Origin of the sequence: Pontibacter saemangeumensis (assembly GCF_039541895.1) — a bacterium.
GTDB lineage: Bacteria > Bacteroidota > Bacteroidia > Cytophagales > Hymenobacteraceae > Pontibacter > Pontibacter saemangeumensis.
The window spans coordinates 232,627-249,634 of sequence record NZ_BAABHC010000004.1 but is presented as its reverse complement, the minus strand read 5'-3'; the positions used below and the strand labels follow the sequence as shown (position 1 = coordinate 249,634).

15 protein-coding genes are annotated in these 17,008 nt (G+C 49.9%); 12 read left to right on the top strand and 3 right to left on the bottom strand.

Annotation, left to right across the window (positions count from 1 at the left end; all coding sequences use genetic code 11):
• Nucleotides 1–36 precede the first annotated feature (36 nt).
• The 7 genes from ABD920_RS05695 to trmB are packed head-to-tail and all read left to right on the top strand — an operon-like array spanning nucleotide 37 to nucleotide 6,927.
• Nucleotides 37–1,731: a porin family protein gene (locus tag ABD920_RS05695; protein WP_345157430.1), complete on the top strand. Its 1,695-nt coding sequence runs from the start codon at nucleotides 37–39 to the stop codon at nucleotides 1,729–1,731.
• A gap of 10 nt (nucleotides 1,732–1,741) precedes the next feature.
• Complete coding sequence (locus ABD920_RS05690; RefSeq protein WP_345157429.1) at nucleotides 1,742–2,896, top strand: HU domain-containing protein; 1,155 nt, start codon at nucleotides 1,742–1,744, stop codon at nucleotides 2,894–2,896.
• A gap of 1 nt (nucleotide 2,897) precedes the next feature.
• A complete protein-coding gene (locus ABD920_RS05685; protein WP_345157428.1) occupies nucleotides 2,898–3,602 on the top strand; it encodes a MotA/TolQ/ExbB proton channel family protein in 705 nt (234 codons plus the stop codon).
• 2 nt (nucleotides 3,603–3,604) lie between these two features.
• Nucleotides 3,605–4,000 (top strand): ExbD/TolR family protein, encoded by a 396-nt coding sequence (locus ABD920_RS05680; RefSeq protein ID WP_345157427.1) that lies wholly within the window; start codon nucleotides 3,605–3,607, stop codon nucleotides 3,998–4,000.
• 10 nt (nucleotides 4,001–4,010) lie between these two features.
• Nucleotides 4,011–4,937, top strand: coding sequence for a hypothetical protein (locus ABD920_RS05675; protein WP_345157426.1), 927 nt, complete (start codon nucleotides 4,011–4,013; stop codon nucleotides 4,935–4,937).
• A gap of 22 nt (nucleotides 4,938–4,959) precedes the next feature.
• Entirely contained in the window at nucleotides 4,960–6,252 is a 1,293-nt protein-coding gene (locus tag ABD920_RS05670) for a bifunctional folylpolyglutamate synthase/dihydrofolate synthase (protein ID WP_345157424.1), read from the top strand.
• Between the two features lie 6 nt (nucleotides 6,253–6,258).
• Complete coding sequence (gene trmB / locus ABD920_RS05665) at nucleotides 6,259–6,927, top strand: tRNA (guanosine(46)-N7)-methyltransferase TrmB (RefSeq protein WP_345157422.1); 669 nt, start codon at nucleotides 6,259–6,261, stop codon at nucleotides 6,925–6,927.
• Between the two features lie 84 nt (nucleotides 6,928–7,011).
• On the opposite strand, the gene ABD920_RS05660 is transcribed toward trmB, so the two are convergent.
• Together ABD920_RS05660 and trpF are read right to left on the bottom strand one after the other, a co-directional pair.
• Nucleotides 7,012–7,941, bottom strand: coding sequence for an alpha/beta hydrolase (locus tag ABD920_RS05660; RefSeq protein WP_345157421.1), 930 nt, complete (start codon nucleotides 7,939–7,941; stop codon nucleotides 7,012–7,014).
• Between the two features lie 113 nt (nucleotides 7,942–8,054).
• Complete coding sequence (gene trpF, locus ABD920_RS05655; protein ID WP_345157419.1) at nucleotides 8,055–8,678, bottom strand: phosphoribosylanthranilate isomerase; 624 nt, start codon at nucleotides 8,676–8,678, stop codon at nucleotides 8,055–8,057.
• Nucleotides 8,679–8,918: 240 nt separating this feature from the next.
• Between trpF and mnmA the strand changes: the two genes are divergently transcribed.
• From mnmA to ABD920_RS05630, 5 genes are all read left to right on the top strand, one after another.
• A complete protein-coding gene (mnmA, locus tag ABD920_RS05650; RefSeq protein WP_345157418.1) occupies nucleotides 8,919–10,049 on the top strand; it encodes a tRNA 2-thiouridine(34) synthase MnmA in 1,131 nt (376 codons plus the stop codon).
• Nucleotides 10,049–10,798, top strand: a complete 750-nt coding sequence (locus tag ABD920_RS05645; protein WP_345157416.1) for a hypothetical protein — start codon at nucleotides 10,049–10,051, stop codon at nucleotides 10,796–10,798. The genes mnmA and ABD920_RS05645 overlap by 1 nt, the downstream gene beginning before the upstream one ends.
• 152 nt (nucleotides 10,799–10,950) lie before the next feature.
• Entirely contained in the window at nucleotides 10,951–12,471 is a 1,521-nt protein-coding gene (locus ABD920_RS05640; RefSeq protein WP_345157415.1) for a S8 family serine peptidase, read from the top strand.
• 69 nt (nucleotides 12,472–12,540) lie between these two features.
• Entirely contained in the window at nucleotides 12,541–13,197 is a 657-nt protein-coding gene (rpe, locus tag ABD920_RS05635; RefSeq protein WP_345157414.1) for a ribulose-phosphate 3-epimerase, read from the top strand.
• 9 nt (nucleotides 13,198–13,206) lie between these two features.
• Entirely contained in the window at nucleotides 13,207–15,642 is a 2,436-nt protein-coding gene (locus tag ABD920_RS05630) for a TonB-dependent receptor (RefSeq protein WP_345157609.1), read from the top strand.
• Between the two features lie 80 nt (nucleotides 15,643–15,722).
• On the opposite strand, the gene ABD920_RS05625 is transcribed toward ABD920_RS05630, so the two are convergent.
• On the bottom strand, nucleotides 15,723–16,583 hold the full coding sequence (locus ABD920_RS05625; RefSeq protein WP_345157412.1) for a DUF2911 domain-containing protein: 861 nt from the start codon (nucleotides 16,581–16,583) through the stop codon (nucleotides 15,723–15,725).
• Nucleotides 16,584–17,008: the final 425 nt, after the last annotated feature.

Sequence of the window (17,008 nt, the reverse complement as noted above, 5' to 3'; positions counted from 1 at the left end):
TAAGTGCTTTAAGTTTAGAACAGGATCAGCATTATCATGAAGAATAAATTAAGATTAGCCTCTCTTGCCGTTGTGTTGAGTGTTGGGTACAGTTACCTCAATAATGTACAGGCGCAAACGCAGGGATGGGGTGAAGGAGCCAAACTGGAAGACACGGAAGTGGTAGTTGAGAAGGACCGCGTCATTGAACTGCCGCAGGCCGCCCGGAACTTCGAGAAATTTCGAATTGACCCTCCAGTATCCGGTGACCGCAACGTGCGCTATCGCTTTGCTGACTACCGTTTGCCGGAGCAGGATATAGAACTGCAGATGCGGGTGCTGACCATAAAGCAGGACGAGCTGACAAAGCTTTACGGCAATTACCTGAAAGCGGGAATCGGGAATTATGCCTCCTTATACCTGAAAGGGTATTTCCATAACAAACGCAGCGAAACATCAGATATCGGCGCCGAAGTGAGCCATATAGGTTCTGGCCGCGGACCAGTGGATAAAAGCAATTCCGCCGTCGCTAATTCTGCCATCAGCCTGCATGGCGAGCGCTATATGCAGGGCTTTACTGCAGGAGGAAAACTGAACTACGGCCGGGATAAGTACTATTTCTATGGATATGAGCCTGCCTTAGAAGGAGATCAGGAAGTAGACAAAGACTCCATCCGGCAGGTGTTTAACCGTATATCGGCGGAAGGCTTTCTGCACAACCATTCTTCTGATGCGCCTTTCCAGTACAAGGCCGATGTGCAGTTCCGGTACCTGAACGACCGCTACGACATGAGCGAGAGCAACCTTGCCCTGAAGCTGCGCAGCGAGTACGGCATTGACGAAGCATCAGCCTTTAAAGTTGACGCAGATCTGTCGTTTCTGTCGCAGAAAGACTCTGTTACCGTTGGCCGGAATTTTGTAAAGTTAAATGCCGCTTACGAGCGTCAGCTTAGCGCTTTCCGCCTGACATTAGGTGCCAAAGTAGCCTATACTGGCGATACCATCAACGACGCTCGCAAGTTTAACATATACCCGATGGTTCGACTTGGGGTTGAGCCAATAGAGGGTAACCTGTTGTTATATGCTGGGTTAGGGGGCGATCTGGAAAGAGTTACTTTATATCAGCTGACCCAGGAAAACCCTTGGCTGGCGCCTGAGGCACAGGTAGCAGACATCAACAAAGGCTTGGAGATATATGGGGGAATGCAGGCGAACATTGCCAACTATGTGCAGTTGAATGCCCGGGTGGCCTACCAGAATTTCAGGAACCTGTACTTCTACAACAACTCCCTGCTGGACCCGGCAAAATTTGAGTTGCTGTATGATGACGGTGTGACAAATGTTTTAAACTTTTATACAGAAGCTTCATTTAATTATTCGGATGAATTCCGCCTGGGTGTAAAGGCTGATTATAACAGCTATAACATGTCTTCCTTAGAGCAACCCTTCCATCGTCCGGAGCTGATGGCGAGTATTTACGGCACCTACAACTTCTACGACAAGATTCTCTTTAACTCAGAACTTTATTATATTGGAAGTTCATATGGACAGGATACCCTTCCAGATGGAGCCACTGTGCTGCGGGAAACAGATACAATTGTAGACCTGAATGTGAAGGCGGATTATCGCTTCACAAACAATTTTACTGTATTTTTGATGGCCAATAACTTGTTCGGGAAGAAATACGAAAGGTTCGTGAACTACCCAGGCAAAAGTATTAACCTGATTGGAGGCGTTACTTACTCATTCTAACTAATTGCTTATGGTTGAAAAGCATATTAAGTCACTGCTCTATGACCATGACTGTGTCATCATCCCCGAATTTGGCGGTTTGATCACACGGTATGTGTCTGCTAAAATCAATCCGGTGAAGCACGCTTTTGCTCCGCCTTCCAAAAAGATTGCGTTCAACGAAAAGCTGGTGCTGAACGACGGCCTGCTGATCAGTACAATCGCCTACCATAACAACATCTCCTTGGAAGAGGCGCAGCAGTTGGTGGCTTCCTTTGTGCACCAGGCCAAAACCCATCTGCAGACAGACAAACGCTACGACTTAAGCGGAATTGGAGTATTCAGGTACAGCCAAGAGCACAAAATAGAATTTGAGTATGTGGAAGGCGATAACCTGTTGGAGGCCAGTTTCGGCTTGCCTGAACTGGTTGCCCGTCCTGTACGGGTAGAGGAGCCGGCTGTGCTGCGCGCCCTCATTAAAGAGCGCCAGCAGGAGCATCAGTTGCAAAGGCAGCCGTTGCGTAAGCGCCTGAAGCGTGCTTACAATGTAGCCGCCGGATTGGCGTTGGCAGGCTTAACGGGTACTGCGCTGTATTTCCTGTCGCTTCAGGCCGACTATAATATCAGCAGCCTGAACCCGGTGTCTCTCTTCAATAGCAGTTATGCCGCAGGTACTGATGCAGCTGCAAACAGGTATGCTGCTGACTTTGTGCCATTTACACAGGATGAGAAGCATTCAACCTATATATCCATTTTACCAGGTGCTGCGACAGTCGCTGCAGATGAGGATATAGAAAATGAGGCTTCACCAGCAGGTACAGTAACTGACGCAAGTGAAAGCAGTGCATTAGATGAATCTGCTTATAATGCGGTAAACCAGCAGGTTAATTCATCGGAGGAGGTGTCTGATGAGGTTGTGAAACCCAAAGAGGAGGTACTCACAATTAACGCCAAAACTGGGCGTTCATATATCATCATCGGGGGATATTCCACTTCAGGAAATGCAGAAGTCCGCCGTGAGGCCGTACGCAAGGAGGGATACGACTCCAAAATGCTGCTGCCAGGGCAAAATGCTAAACTGTATCGCGTATCAATAGCCGACTTTGCAACGCCAGATGAGGCGAAGGCGGCTCTAAAAAGCTATAGAAAATCATTCGGAGAAACTATTTGGGTACTTAATTACTAACATGACCTCACTCTTATTACAAATCACAACAACAGCAGCTGATACTACTGCAGCCCTGGCGGAGGGCGCCGAAGCGGCACCGGAATCTGTAAGGCTAATTGACCTCGCTCTCGCGGGTGGCTGGGCGATGATTCCGCTGGCCCTGCTTTCGCTGGCGGCCATTTACATTTTCGTGGAACGCTTCCTGACACTGAAGAAAGCCGCTAAAAACCCCGATGGGTTCAATGAGCGGATTAAGAAGATGGTGCTGGCCGGCGATATTAACGGAGCCAAAATGCTTTGCGCCCAGACCAACACCCCCGTTTCCCGCATGCTGGAGAAAGGCCTTACCCGAATCGGGAACCCGCTGAAGAACATTGAGACCTCGATTGAGAACGTGGGCAAGATAGAGATTAGCCGACTGGAGAAGAACCTTGCTGCCCTTGCTACTGTGGCGGGTGCTGCGCCAATGCTTGGTTTCCTAGGGACTGTGACCGGTATGATCGGTGCGTTTATCGCGATTGCGCAGGCAGAGGGAAGTGTTAGCCCGAAGCTGCTGTCGAGCGGTATATATGAGGCCATGGTAACAACGGCTACCGGTCTGATCATCGGCCTGCCGGCCTATGTAGGTTATAACTACCTCGTGTCTAAGATCGACAGTATCGTGCACGCCATGGAATACTCTTCTATTGAGTTCCTTGATCTTTTACAAGAACCACAGCTATAGTAATGAATATTCGCTCTAAAAACAGGATAAACGCCGATTTCAGCATGTCGTCTATGACTGACATCATTTTCCTGTTGCTGATTTTCTTCATGCTTACCTCCAACTTTGTAACCCCGTCCGGCCTCCCGGTTAGTTTACCAAGCAGCAAGACCTCCGATATCGTCATGCAAAAGGTAAGCGTGACCATTACCAAAGACATAAAGTATTACTTGAATGAGAAGCCGATCGCACTCGAGGAAATCGAGCCACAGCTTACGGCGCTACTGCAAGGAACAGAAGAGGGGGCTGTGGTGTTACATGTAGACAAAAGCGTGCCGGTAGAGCACCTGGTAAAAGTGGCAGGTATCGCTAAAAACCTGAACGCGAGTGTAACATTGGCTACCGTACCAACAGAATAATTACGTAGATATGGCTATTGCCCAATACCAATCAGAGGAGGAAGAAAAGAACAGGCGCATCGCAGCTGGTGTCAGCATCGGGATGCACGTGCTGCTCTTGCTTTTCTTGATCTATATGCTGGCCTGGCGTGCGCCGGACCCACCTGCCCCGGAATATGGGATAGAGCTGAATTTTGGCCTGGATGCCGTGGGGAGCGGTGATGTGCAGACCATGGCGGCGGCAAACGTTTCTAAAAATGTGGAGGACAGCAAACCAGCCCCTACGCAGCCGGATCCTTTACCGGAACCTGAGCCTGTTGCCAAGGCAACGCCCCCGTCACCTCCTCAGCCGGTCGAGACACCAAAAGTTACGACCACCACAGCCGAAGCTCCTGTCTCTGTGAAGGAGGTTACCAAACCACAGCCCAAGCCCCAACCTACCAAGGAAGAGGTAAAGCCGCAGCCGAAAGCGGAGCCGACAGAGGAAGTGGTGAAGAAGGAACCTGAAAAGCCAAAATCTCTATATCCCGGCAAGCCCACAACCAGCACCGGCAACGGAAAAAGCGGCACAACGGATGCAGCCACAGGCAACAACAATGGGGATGACGACGGGGCGGTAGGAGACAAAGGAGACCCTGAAGGCAAAGTAGACGCCAAATCATTGTACGGTAAAGCCGGAGGCGGAGCAGGAGGATCGTTGAACATGCCTGGGTGGCGGTATGATATTGAGCCCCGCAAGGACCCCTATAGCAATGTGACCGGCATCATCAAATTCTCTATCAAGATTGATGCGGATGGCAACCTGACCGGGATCAATGTGGTGGAGAGCAATGTTTCGCCGCAAGTGGTTGCCTGGTACAAAGAGCAGCTTCAGAAAACAACATTCAGCCGCACAGGTTCAGGAGCCGCAAACTCCGGGGCTTCCGGTGTCGTTACTTTCAGGATTACCTCGCGCTAAGCCGCGTTAGTACATTTTATATATGACTTATCAAGAGTGTCTTGATTACTTATACCAGCAATTGCCGATGTTTCACCGCATCGGCAATGCTGCTTTTAAGAAAACCCTGCATAACACAATTGCTCTTTGCGAGGCCCTGGGGCAACCGCAGCAACAGTTCAAAACGATCCACGTGGCTGGTACCAACGGCAAAGGAAGCAGTTCGCATATGCTAGCGGCCGTGTTGCAGGAGTCAGGTTATAAGACCGGGCTTTACACTTCACCGCACCTCAAGTCTTTCACAGAGCGTATCCGCATCAATGGGCAGGAATTGCCGGAGGCTTACCTGGTTCAATTCGTAGCAGAACACAAGCCACTGTTTGAAAGGATACAGCCTTCCTTTTTCGAGATGACGGTCGCGCTTGCCTTCAAGTATTTTGCAGAGGAGCAGGTAGACGTGGCCGTGATAGAAGTAGGGCTTGGCGGCCGTTTAGACTCCACGAACATCATTCACCCGGACATTTCCCTGATTACCAACATCGGCTACGACCATGAGGCCCTGCTCGGCAACACCATCAGCGCCATCGCTTCTGAAAAAGCCGGCATCATCAAGCCCGGTGTGCCAGCCGTGATAAGTACCCGGCAGCTGGAGGCGCAGGAGGTTTTCGAGGCAAGGGCGGAGGAAGCAGGCGCTCCCTTGTTCTTTGCACCCGATCAGTTCAGGATAGAAGTGACGGAAGCCAACCTGGAGCGGCAGGTAATGCAGGTATACCGGAATGAAAAGTCGTTTCTGCCGGGGTTAGAGCTGGACTTGGCAGGCAATTATCAGAAATACAACCTGCCTGGCGTATTGCTCACACTGGTGCTGCTTCATGAGAAAGGGTATCACATTACCCATACCTCCCTGCGCAGTGGACTTGCCAATGTGAAGGCGCTGACAGGGCTTAAGGGCAGATGGCAGGTGCTGAATCATTTACCCTTAACAATCTGTGATACAGGTCACAATGAGGACGGTATTAAACAAGTGCTAAAGCAGCTGGAGGGATTAAAGCCAAAGCAGGTCCACATGGTGTTCGGCGCTGTAAACGACAAGGATATCACCGCCATTCTGCACCTGCTGCCAAAGCGCTACAGGTATTATTTCTGCCAGGCAATTATTCCGAGGGCATTACCTGTGCAGGACTTATATGCTAAAGCACAGGGCCTTGGGCTGGAGGGGGCAAAATTTTACACCGTGTCGGAGGCTGTAGCCGCGGCCAAAGCAAATGCTGCCCCGGATGAGGTTATTTTTATCGGAGGCAGTACCTTTGTAGTCGCAGAAATTGAGGAACTATAACACTTCATGGGAAGATCTAAGTTAGCAAAGTTTGCCGCCATCGGAGAGCGGGATAATGTAATAGAGCCGGGGGATGATCTTTACGGACAGATAAAAGGAAAGTGGGGTGAACTTCAGTTCCAGAATAATAACCCGATCCTGCTGGAAGTGGGCTGCGGACGCGGGGAATATACGGTTGGGATGGCTCGCCTGTTCCCGGACAAAAACTTTATCGGGAGCGATATAAAAGGTGCCCGCCTTTGGAAAGGGAGCACCATGGCGGAGGAGGAGGAACTGAATAATGTAGCCTTCCTGCGCACATTTATAGAACAGCTGGATGATAACTTCGCGGCACAGGAGGTGGATGAGATATGGGTGACCTTTCCGGATCCGCGCCCGCGCGACCGTGATATCAAGCGCCGCCTTACTTCGCCACGATTCCTGGAGTTATATAAGACGATCCTAAAGCCTGAGGGGATCCTGCACCTCAAAACCGATAACCTGTTGCTATACGAATATACACTTGAAGTGCTGCAGGAGCGTAGTGCTCATATAAAAGACCTGCGCTGCACCTCAGACTTATATAAATCGGACCTGCAGCAGCACACAATGGGGATTTACACCACGTACGAGAGACACTATATAGCTGAGGGAATGCCGATTAAATACCTGCAGTTCAAATTCAACTTGAGGTAATTGTTTCCTATATATAAAAGAAGGGCCCGTGAGCTTAAACTCTTCACGGGCCCTTTTTTATATATAAACTTTATAAGCTACTTGCTATATGAATTTGTTGCTCTTTAGCCAGTTGATGCAACGTTCAAACCAGGCATCAGTCGTAGTTTTATTATTCAAACCGAATCCGTGACCACCGTTTTGATAAACATGCAGTTCTGCCGGTACTTCATGCTCGAGTAGCGCCTCGTAAAAGACGAGGCTGTTCTGCACCGGCACCCCCTTGTCATCGGAGGCATGCACCAGAAAGGTTGGAGGTGTCTTAGCGGTCACCTTTGTCTCATTTGAGAATTCACTTACTTCATCCGCAGGAGCGTTCTTACCGACCAGGTTGTCGAAAGACCCTTGGTGAGCGATGCTTGTGTCGCTGCTGATCACGGGGTACAGGAGCAGCATAAAGTCGGGACGCAGGTTTGTCTGCTTTGGGTTGTTAATATAAGACTTCTGAAAGTGCGTCCCGGCGGTGGAGGCGAGGTGCCCGCCTGCGGAAAAGCCCATGATGCCCACTTTATTAGGATTCACCTGCCATTCCTTTGCCCGCTCACGGATGAGGAGCAGGGCCTGTTGCGCGTCCTGCAGCGGTGCAACTTCCGGCTGAGAGGATGTTTTAACATCTGGCAACCTGTATTTCAGTACGAATGCCGCGATTCCTTGCTCATTGAACTTCTTCGCGACATCATACCCTTCATGCTGCGCCGCAATTATACCATAGCCTCCGCCGGGGCATATCAGGACGGCGGTACCGGTGGCTTTCCCTTTGGGCGGTAGGTAAACGGCAAGCGTCGGCTTACGCACTTTGCTGTAGCGAAGGATTCCACCTTCTGTCGAGGCAGTTTCTTCATCCGGTCCTGCAACTTCATTCGGAATTTTAGTGCCATATAGCGGAATTTCAACCCTGTCATTCTGGCTTTGGGCTTTTAGGAGCGGCATACAGAAGAGTGTGAGCAAAAGCAGGAGCAGTTGTTGCTTCTTCATTATATTTAACGTTTAGATGTGTAGCATTAATTACCTGTAAAAAAGCAACTTAATGTAAGATGGGATCTGGTTGTAAATCAGCAAGAAACTGCAAAAGCGATGAATGAAGTAAGTCAGGCTTCCTCTATTTCCTCAAAAATTTCCTGCAGTTCATCAAAGTCCTTGAGGCCCGGCTTAATCTCATGGCCCCCGTGTAACCCAATGCCGGCTGGCTTTATTTTGCGCAGAATAGTGCTGATGTTCGATTTGTCGATGCCGAAGCCGATGTACACGTTATACTCCCTGGCGAGGCTCTTCAGGAATTTCATGTTTGTCTCGTCCACTGTCACGAAATCATCGGAGTAAACGATAAAGGAATGCACCACCGGGCTATATAGCTCCATCATCTCCAGGAGCTCGCTCTCCACGGTGTCCTTATTGATGAAAATCTTCTGGATAACCGGCCGGTTTATTTCCTCGATCTCATCGATCAGGTATGGCGTGTCGAGCTGTATATAATTCAGGCCGAACTCTTCCGCCATATCATTGATCACCTCCGGCCGCGCACGGGTAAACTCCCCGGCTATCTGAACGCCGGACAGCCAGCCAGTTATTTCTTTCAGATTATCCGGTTTCATGCGCTCCGGGTCGTCCAGCTTCAGGTTGAAGCCGATGATATCCACACCCATGCCGGCGCAGTAACGAGCGTCACTCAGGTTGTTTATGCCATTCACTATCACAGAGGTACGTAAGCCCATGGTACTGTTTGCTTTGTTTATATGTAAAAAGTATATATACTCGTATTGTCACTCAAAGTAAATCCCATTTCCCGAACCATGCCAATTTTTTATGTCTTTTTTGTAGGATAAGCTGGTTAATAGGAAGAAGGGGCAGAACCGATGAGCCAATTTTGCATTCCTGAATCTTTATAACTGTATAGTTGTTGCTATATTTGCATGAAATTAAAATATTTAAGCAGAAATACACTTTTTATATAGATGAGTTACAAAGGAAGGGTATTGGTAGCCATGAGCGGCGGCATCGACAGTTCGGTGGCTGCCGTGATGCTGCACGAGCAGGGCTACGAAGTGGTGGGGATGACCATGAAAACCTGGGACTACGCCTCCAGCGGCGCCAGCAAGAAAGAAACCGGCTGCTGCAGTCTCGACTCCATTAACGACGCCCGTAACATTGCCGTACAGCTGGGGTTCCCGCATTATATCATTGATATCCGCGAGGAATTTGGCGACTATGTGATCAACCATTTCACTGACGAGTACCTGGCCGGCCGCACCCCCAACCCGTGCGTGCTGTGCAACACCCATATAAAATGGGACGCTTTGCTGCGCCGCGCTGACCAACTGGGCTGCGACTTTATCGCGACCGGGCATTATGCCAACGTGCGCGAAGAGAACGGGCGTTATATCATATCGAAGGGGCTCGATGAGCACAAAGACCAGTCTTATGCGCTATGGGGTATCTCCCAGAAGAGCCTGAGCCGCACAATTTTCCCGCTGGGCAAACTGCATAAATCAGAGATCAGGCAGATGGCGCTGGACCGTGGCTTCACCGAACTCGTGAACAAGCCGGAGTCATACGAAATTTGCTTTATCCCGGACAACGACTACCGTGGGTTCCTGAAGCGCCGCGTTGAAGGCCTGGAGGAAAGGGTGGCCGGAGGCGAGTTTGTGCTGGAGGATGGCACGGTGGTAGGCAAGCATGAGGGCTATCCTTTCTACACCATAGGGCAGCGCAAAGGCTTAGGCATCGCTTTAGGTTTTCCGGCCTATGTAACACGCATTGAGAAGGATAAAAATCAGGTAGTGCTTGGGAACTACGAGGAGCTGTCAAAAAACGCGATGACCGTTGGCAAGCTCAGCCTCTCTAAATACGAGCACCTGATTGATCAGCCAATTCCTACAGTAACCAAGGTACGCTACAACGATGCCGGCACCGAGGCGATTATTGAGCAGGAAGGCGACAAGATGAAAGTGCATTTCCTGTCGGGTGTACATGCCATTGCTCCAGGACAGGCAGCAGTATTTTATGAAGGCGACGATGTGGTTGGCGGTGGCTGGATAGAGTCGAATTACAATCTGGATTATATCAAACTCGACGTGTTACAATAATGAGAAAAGCGCTGTTGCTCCTGGTGGTATTGGCTGGCATCGTGGCCGGTTGTGAAGATAAGTACAAAGACCCTGACCCGAAGGCCATGGGCTACGACTATTACCCACTCGAGATCGGTGCCTATCGCATTTACAATGTGACCGATATCAAGTTTAAATTCAATAAGGGTGATACTTTACGCTTTCAAATGCGTGAGCGCATTGACACCTCTTTTTATGATCAGACTAACGCATTAGTCTACAAAGTTATAAGATCAGTTCGAACTAATGAAAACAGTATTTGGAAGGATGACTCAGTTATGACTGTATCAATTTCAAATAATATGGTACAGTTAACACGAGATAATACAAAATATGTAAAGCTTGTATTTCCTATAAAAGAAGGTGGTGAATGGGTGGGCGATGCTTTTAATGACCATTTTTATAATGATAATGTTGTATTGATACGGAATTCTAAAATTCGTGATGGTAAAGAATTATATACTTATGCTAATGTTGGTGCCTCATATGATGTAGGTGAAATAAATTTTCCTAATACAGTTACTGTTATACAAAATAGCCCTGAAACTTACCCAATAAGAATTGATGAGCGCAAGGAAGTCTATGCTGAGGGAGTAGGACTTGTATATAGAATATACAACCGGGTTGTATTTGAACCTTGTGCTGATGATCAATGTGAGTTTGGTGAAGGTTATAAACTGGACGGCCATGAGCGGCACGAAGAATTGATTACCTACGGAACAAGATAGCAATGCGACAGCGGCTCCTCTTATTCAGCATCCTGTATTTAACATTCCTTTCTGCATATGGGCAGTCAACAAGTGAGGCAGGTAAAGCGGAGCAAAAGCGTCTGATTTATTTTACGGATAAGGCGAATACGCCTTATTCCCTCAACGAGCCCTTGGCTTTTCTTTCTCCCAAGGCGCTGGAGCGGCGCGAGCGGCAGCATATACCGCTCTCATCACGGGACTTACCCGTGAATCCTGCCTACGTGGAAGGCTTAAAGTCGCTGGGCGTACAGGTCTGGTATACCTCCCGGTGGTTCAATGCAGCCGTGGTGGAATGCGAGGTAGGGAAACTGCAGGAAATAGAAGCTTTGCCTTTTGTGCAAAGCACCCGGACCCTGAATAGAATTGCCGCACCTTCTAAGGGATTGCTGTCAAAATCAATGCAGGACCTGGACGTGCAACCTCTGACAGCTCTTGCCAAGACTGCCCCGGCAGAAGGAGACTACGGGCCGGCTTTTCACCAGGCGGCTATGCTGGGGGCAACAGCCTTGCACGAAGCCGGGTATGCCGGAGAAGGCATGACCATTGCGGTATTGGATGCTGGCTTTCCGGAGGTGAATACGCTGGTTGCTTTTTCGCATCTTTTCCAGCAGGAAAAAATGGTTGGCACTTATGATTTTGTGCAGAAGCAGCAGAATGCCTTTGGCGCCGACGGACACGGCACAGCTGTACTGTCGACAATGGCCGCTTATGCACCCGGCAGTATAATAGGTACGGCCTACGCGGCTAGTTACCTGCTGCTGCGCACCGAAGACGCCGCCACGGAGCATAACATTGAAGAAATCAACTGGCTGCTGGCCGCGGAATTTGCCGATAGCGCCGGAGCCGACGTCATCAACTCTTCCTTAGGCTACACCACTTTCGACAGCCCCTCCACCAGTTATACCTACCAAGACCTCAACGGAAACACCACCTTGGTTTCAAGAGCAGCCGATATGGCCGCGGCCACCGGTATGCTGGTAGTCGTAAGTGCCGGAAACGACGGCAGCAAACCTTGGCACTATATAAGCGCACCCGCCGATGCGGACTCCGTGCTTGCGGTTGGGGCTGTGGATTCCCTTGGCGTGAAAGCAGGGTTTAGTTCCTTCGGCCCATCCGCAGACGGGCAGGTGAAGCCGGATGTGGTGGCGCTTGGTCGCAATGCGTATGTGCTTTCTACGAGCGGTGCTGTAGTCCAATCCAACGGCACTTCCTTTGCAGGCCCCATTATGGCAGGCTTCGTCACAAGCCTTTGGCAGGCCAATCCGCGCAAAACAAATATGCAAATGATACAGCTCCTGCGCCAGAGCGGGAGTAATGCGGCCGCACCGGACAGCGCTGTCGGGTATGGCATACCGGTTTACAGCAGAACCTTAACCGCTTTGCCACAAATGCCGTTAAGCAGCACCGCTTATATCACGAACCCGGTTCAGGATCAGGCCATCGTTCTGGCCCTTGGGCAGGACTGGTGGAGCCAACCGGTGCAGGTGCATATTCTGGATATGACCGGGAAGGTGCTGTACAGGCAGGATTTTGCAAACGCAGGAAAAGAACAGGTACTGCAGGCGGAGCCCCGGCAACTGAAAACGGGCCTGTATTTGTGCCGGCTACGCTCGGGCAGCCGTGTGGTTACGCTCCGTTTCGTGAAGTTATAACAGCCTTTAGCGCCATAATCCGTGGCAAATTTTCTTCCTTAGTTTAATTAAAGATTTACCTTTGCAGCCATGACCCCACTTATAGCTCCTTCAGTACTTGCCTCTGACTTCGCGAACCTGCAGGCAGAAGTAGAGATGCTCAACAAGAGCCAGGCCGACTGGTTGCATATTGATATCATGGATGGCCGATTTGTGCCTAATATATCCTTTGGCTTTCCGGTGATGGAGGCAATTCAACGCTATGCGCAGAAGCCGATGGACGTGCACCTGATGATCCAGGAGCCTGAGCTATATATAGAGCGGTTCAGGGCAGCTGGCGCAGACACCATTTCCGTGCATATAGAAGCCTGCAACCACCTGCACCGCACCGTGCAGCAGATCCAGGCCACCGGGGCCAAAGCCGGTGTGGCGCTGAACCCGCATACCTCGGTGCAGCTTTTGGAAGATGTGATCCAGGATCTGGATATGGTGCTCCTGATGTCGGTCAACCCTGGTTTCGGCGGCCAGAAGTTTATCCATAACACCTATCGCAAGATAGAGGCGTTGAAAGACCTCATCATTACCCGGAATTCGAAGGCGATTATTGAGATTGACGGCGGAGTAAACCAGGACAATGCCCCGCTGCTGCTGGAAAAAGGCGCGGATGTGCTGGTGGCCGGGAGTTTTGTTTTCACTTCTTCAGATCCGCTGCAGACCATTGCAGATCTCAAGCTTTCTTCCAAATAGTTTTCTGTGATGCTGAAATACCTGTCGGTGTGGGTCTTGCTGCTTTTACCGTTAGCCGCTTCAGCACAAAATGCCCTGATCAAGGGTACCTTACGTAATCCGGAGCAGCAGCCCCTGGAGCTGGCAACAGTCGCGGTGAAGGGCACTTCGCTGGCCACACAGACTAATGCCACCGGTGCTTTTGAACTGCGGGTAGCGGCGCAGAAAGAGCTCGTGCTGCTGGTAAGATATTTGGGCTATCAGGTACTGGAGCGTCCGGTACTGTTGATGCCGGGAGAAACCCTGAACCTGGAACTGGTACTGCAGCCGAACAACCAGCAACTGGGAACATTAGACGTACGCGGCAAGAACGAGCAGGATACGCGCGAGCAGGTGAGTGTCACAAAACTGGACCCGCGCGACATTAAAACACTGCCCTCTGCCTACGGCGATTTCAACAAGGTGCTGATCACGCTTCCGGGAGTTACCAGCAACAACGAATTATCCAGCACATATGCGGTTCGGGGCGGAAATTACGACGAAAACCTGGTCTACGTCAACAACATAGAGATTTACCGCCCGTTTCTGATTACGGCAGGGCAGCAGGAAGGGCTCAGTTTTGTTAACCCTGACCTTGTAGCGGACATTGCCTTCTCTTCTGGGGGATGGCAGCCAAAATACGGCGACAAGCTTTCTTCCGTCCTCAACATACAATACAAAAAGCCCCTTAAATTCGCCGGTTCGGTGAGCGGCGGCTTAACGGGAGGCACCCTCCACCTGGAATCTGCCTCAAAGAATAAAAAGGTTTCTTACCTCTTCGGGGCCCGTCACAAAAACGGCAGGTACCTGCTGCAGGGGCTGCCCGTAGATGGCAAGTACAATCCTGTATTTACAGATGCGCAAGCCTATATAACTATTGACCTCAGCAAAGACACTGTTCCCCAAGGCCGCACTACGCTGGGCATCCTGGGGAGCTATGCCCGCAACAACTATACGGTAGAGCCCGAGACGCAGGTTACGACCTTTGGCACACGGCAGGCGCCGCTGCGCTTACAGGTAGGCTTTGACGGGCAGGAGCTGATGGAATACACTACCTACCAGGCGGGCCTGAACCTGACGCACCGCTTTTCGGAGACCTATACCACGGAAGTGCTGCTCTCGGCCGTGCATTCATGGGAGCGCGAATTCCGGGATGTGGAGGCGTACTACCGTCTCTGCGATGTGAGCACCTCAGGCAGCAACATAGGCGAGTGTCAGCAGGAATTAGGATTTGGCACACAGTATGACCATGCCCGCAACACACTGCGCGCGCGCCTTGGCACCGCGGAGATCCGCAACAGCTGGCGCCTGCACCAGGGCAGCCACCTGCAGTTCGGTGCCAAGGCAAGCGCAGAGAATATTTCGGATGAGCTAGCGGAGTACGGCTTTGTGGATTCAGCTGATTATGTCTCTCAAAATTATTTCTTAGGTTCGCAGCTCGACCTGAGCACGATGCGCTACAGTGGCTATATGCAACATACCTTAGAACTGGATTCGCTGAAAACGGTTACCTATGGCCTACGTGCCACCTACTGGAATTATAACCGTGAACTGAACATCTCACCCCGCGTACAGTATGCCTTCATCACACGCCATAATCCGGATCTCTCATTCAAGGCAGCACTCGGGTTGTATTATCAGCCGCCTTTTTACAGGGAACTGCGCAATTTTGCCGGGGAGCTCAACCCACAGCTGAAAGCGCAACGGGCGGTGCATGCCATCGTGGGGAGCGATTACCTGTTCAAAGCCTGGGGCCGGGACTTTAAGCTCACGACAGAGGCGTATTATAAATGGATGACCAATGTTATTCCCTATGACATTGACAACGTGCGCTTGCGCTACTATGCTAAAAACAACGCCAAAGCCTATGCCGCAGGATTTGATGTGCGGGTGAACGGCGAGTTTATACCAGGGGCAGAATCGTGGTTGAGCCTTGGGCTTTTAACGACGAGGGAGGATGTGCAGGGCGATTCATTAACTATATATAACCCACAGGGTGAGGTGACCGGGAAGCAGGAGCAGGGCTACATCCGCCGGCCATCTGACCAATTGGTGAATGTGGGCGTATTTTTCCAGGACCATCTGCCCGACAACCCGACCATCCGGATGTACCTCAACTTAGTTTATGGAAGCGGGCTTCCTTTTGGCCCGCCCCGGCGCCCGGAGTACCGCAATGCGTTTGAAGGCAAATCATACAAGCGCGTTGATCTGGGTTTCTCCAAACTCATTGTATTGGAAAGCGACCTTGTGGAGCGGAAAACGGTATCGCTCGAAAGCCTCTGGATCGGGCTGGAGGTGCTGAACCTGATTGACGCGAAAAACAGGGTGTCTTATACCTACGTGAGTGATGTCAACGGTCTGACATATGCCGTTCCGAACTTCCTGACCGGCCGGCGCCTCAACCTTCGTTTTGTAGCAAAATTCTGACGTTGATGATGGCTTAAACGAGCAGCGGGAAGTATATATGAAATATACTTCCCGCTGCTCGTTCTGACTCTTTACAGGTATTACCTGCGCTTTTTCCAGTCGTTATAAGCCGTTTCTATCTGGCTTGCATACTCTTTGTAGCTTTCCGGCTCAGATGATCCCAACTTAATGGCTTTGGCCGTAAGATTCGAAGCCATCTGGTACTCATTGTTCGTAGCATAAAGCTTGGCTTTGATCCAGTTGTTAAAGAAATTATCTTTGATGGAGATGGATTTATTGATCCACTCCAGCGCTTTCTGGTGATGCTCTTTTCTGGAGAGCATATACTCGGCACTCTGCGCCCAAACATACCAATCGTCCGGAGCTGCTTTGGCAAGCGCATCGTTGATGTTAGCCAGCGCTTTTTTCTCTACCTCCGTCTCGATATCAAGACTCACTTTCATGTTTTCCCACACCAGGTTTAGCTTGCCCTTGTTGGCACTAATGTCGGAGAAGGAGAACTGCATGGTCTCGTTGAATTCATTTTTCACTGGCTCTACCTCCAGGTACGCCACGTCATCCAACTCATTATATCCTTCCAGTCCCCATAGGCCGGTATCCTTGTTCAAGACCACCTGCCACAGCGAATCGCTTTGTGGAAAGATGAAGAAGGAGTACGTACCGGCAGGCACTCGCTCGTGGTTCAGAAACAGCTCGTCAGTAAAAGTGATAAGAGTAGCCTCGTTAGCACCCGCCCGCCATAAAGAGCCATAGGGCACCAAGTCGCCAAATATTTTTCTTTCTTTCACGCTCGGGGCGTGATAATTAACGGTAACATCTGTTAAACCGATTGTTTGCTTCACCATTGCTGCCGGGCTGGCCTGCGGCAACACAACCTGTGCGGAGGCAGCATATAGGCCGAAGAAGAAAAACAGCAAGAGGAGGGAAAGACGTTTTTTCATAGTGAAAAAGAAATTTTAGCGATGTTAATTATAGCTGGTGCAAGAGAAAAAATTATGCCAGAGTAACCATTTTTTCAGAAGCAGCAAAGATAGCATAAAAGCAGCTCAGATGGCGGCTCACTAAATGCTAAAGTAAGATGTATATGAATTAAATGGATTTCATACCGGCCTGACTATGAACAACTTATCATAATATAATATAACTTATTGAACTCGTATATATAAATATATAAATTAAATATATAAATATTTGAAACAAATAGTTTGGTTTTTGGTATAATACTAACGTAAATTTGAACTATCGAGTCATTGCTAAAGTTTCATTCCGAATAGCATTTCATTTTATCTTAAAATATATCAATTAATTTCAGAGAGTTCCACTGTAGTCCCGTTTGCTTCCAGGAAGACATAAGGACAGCTACGCC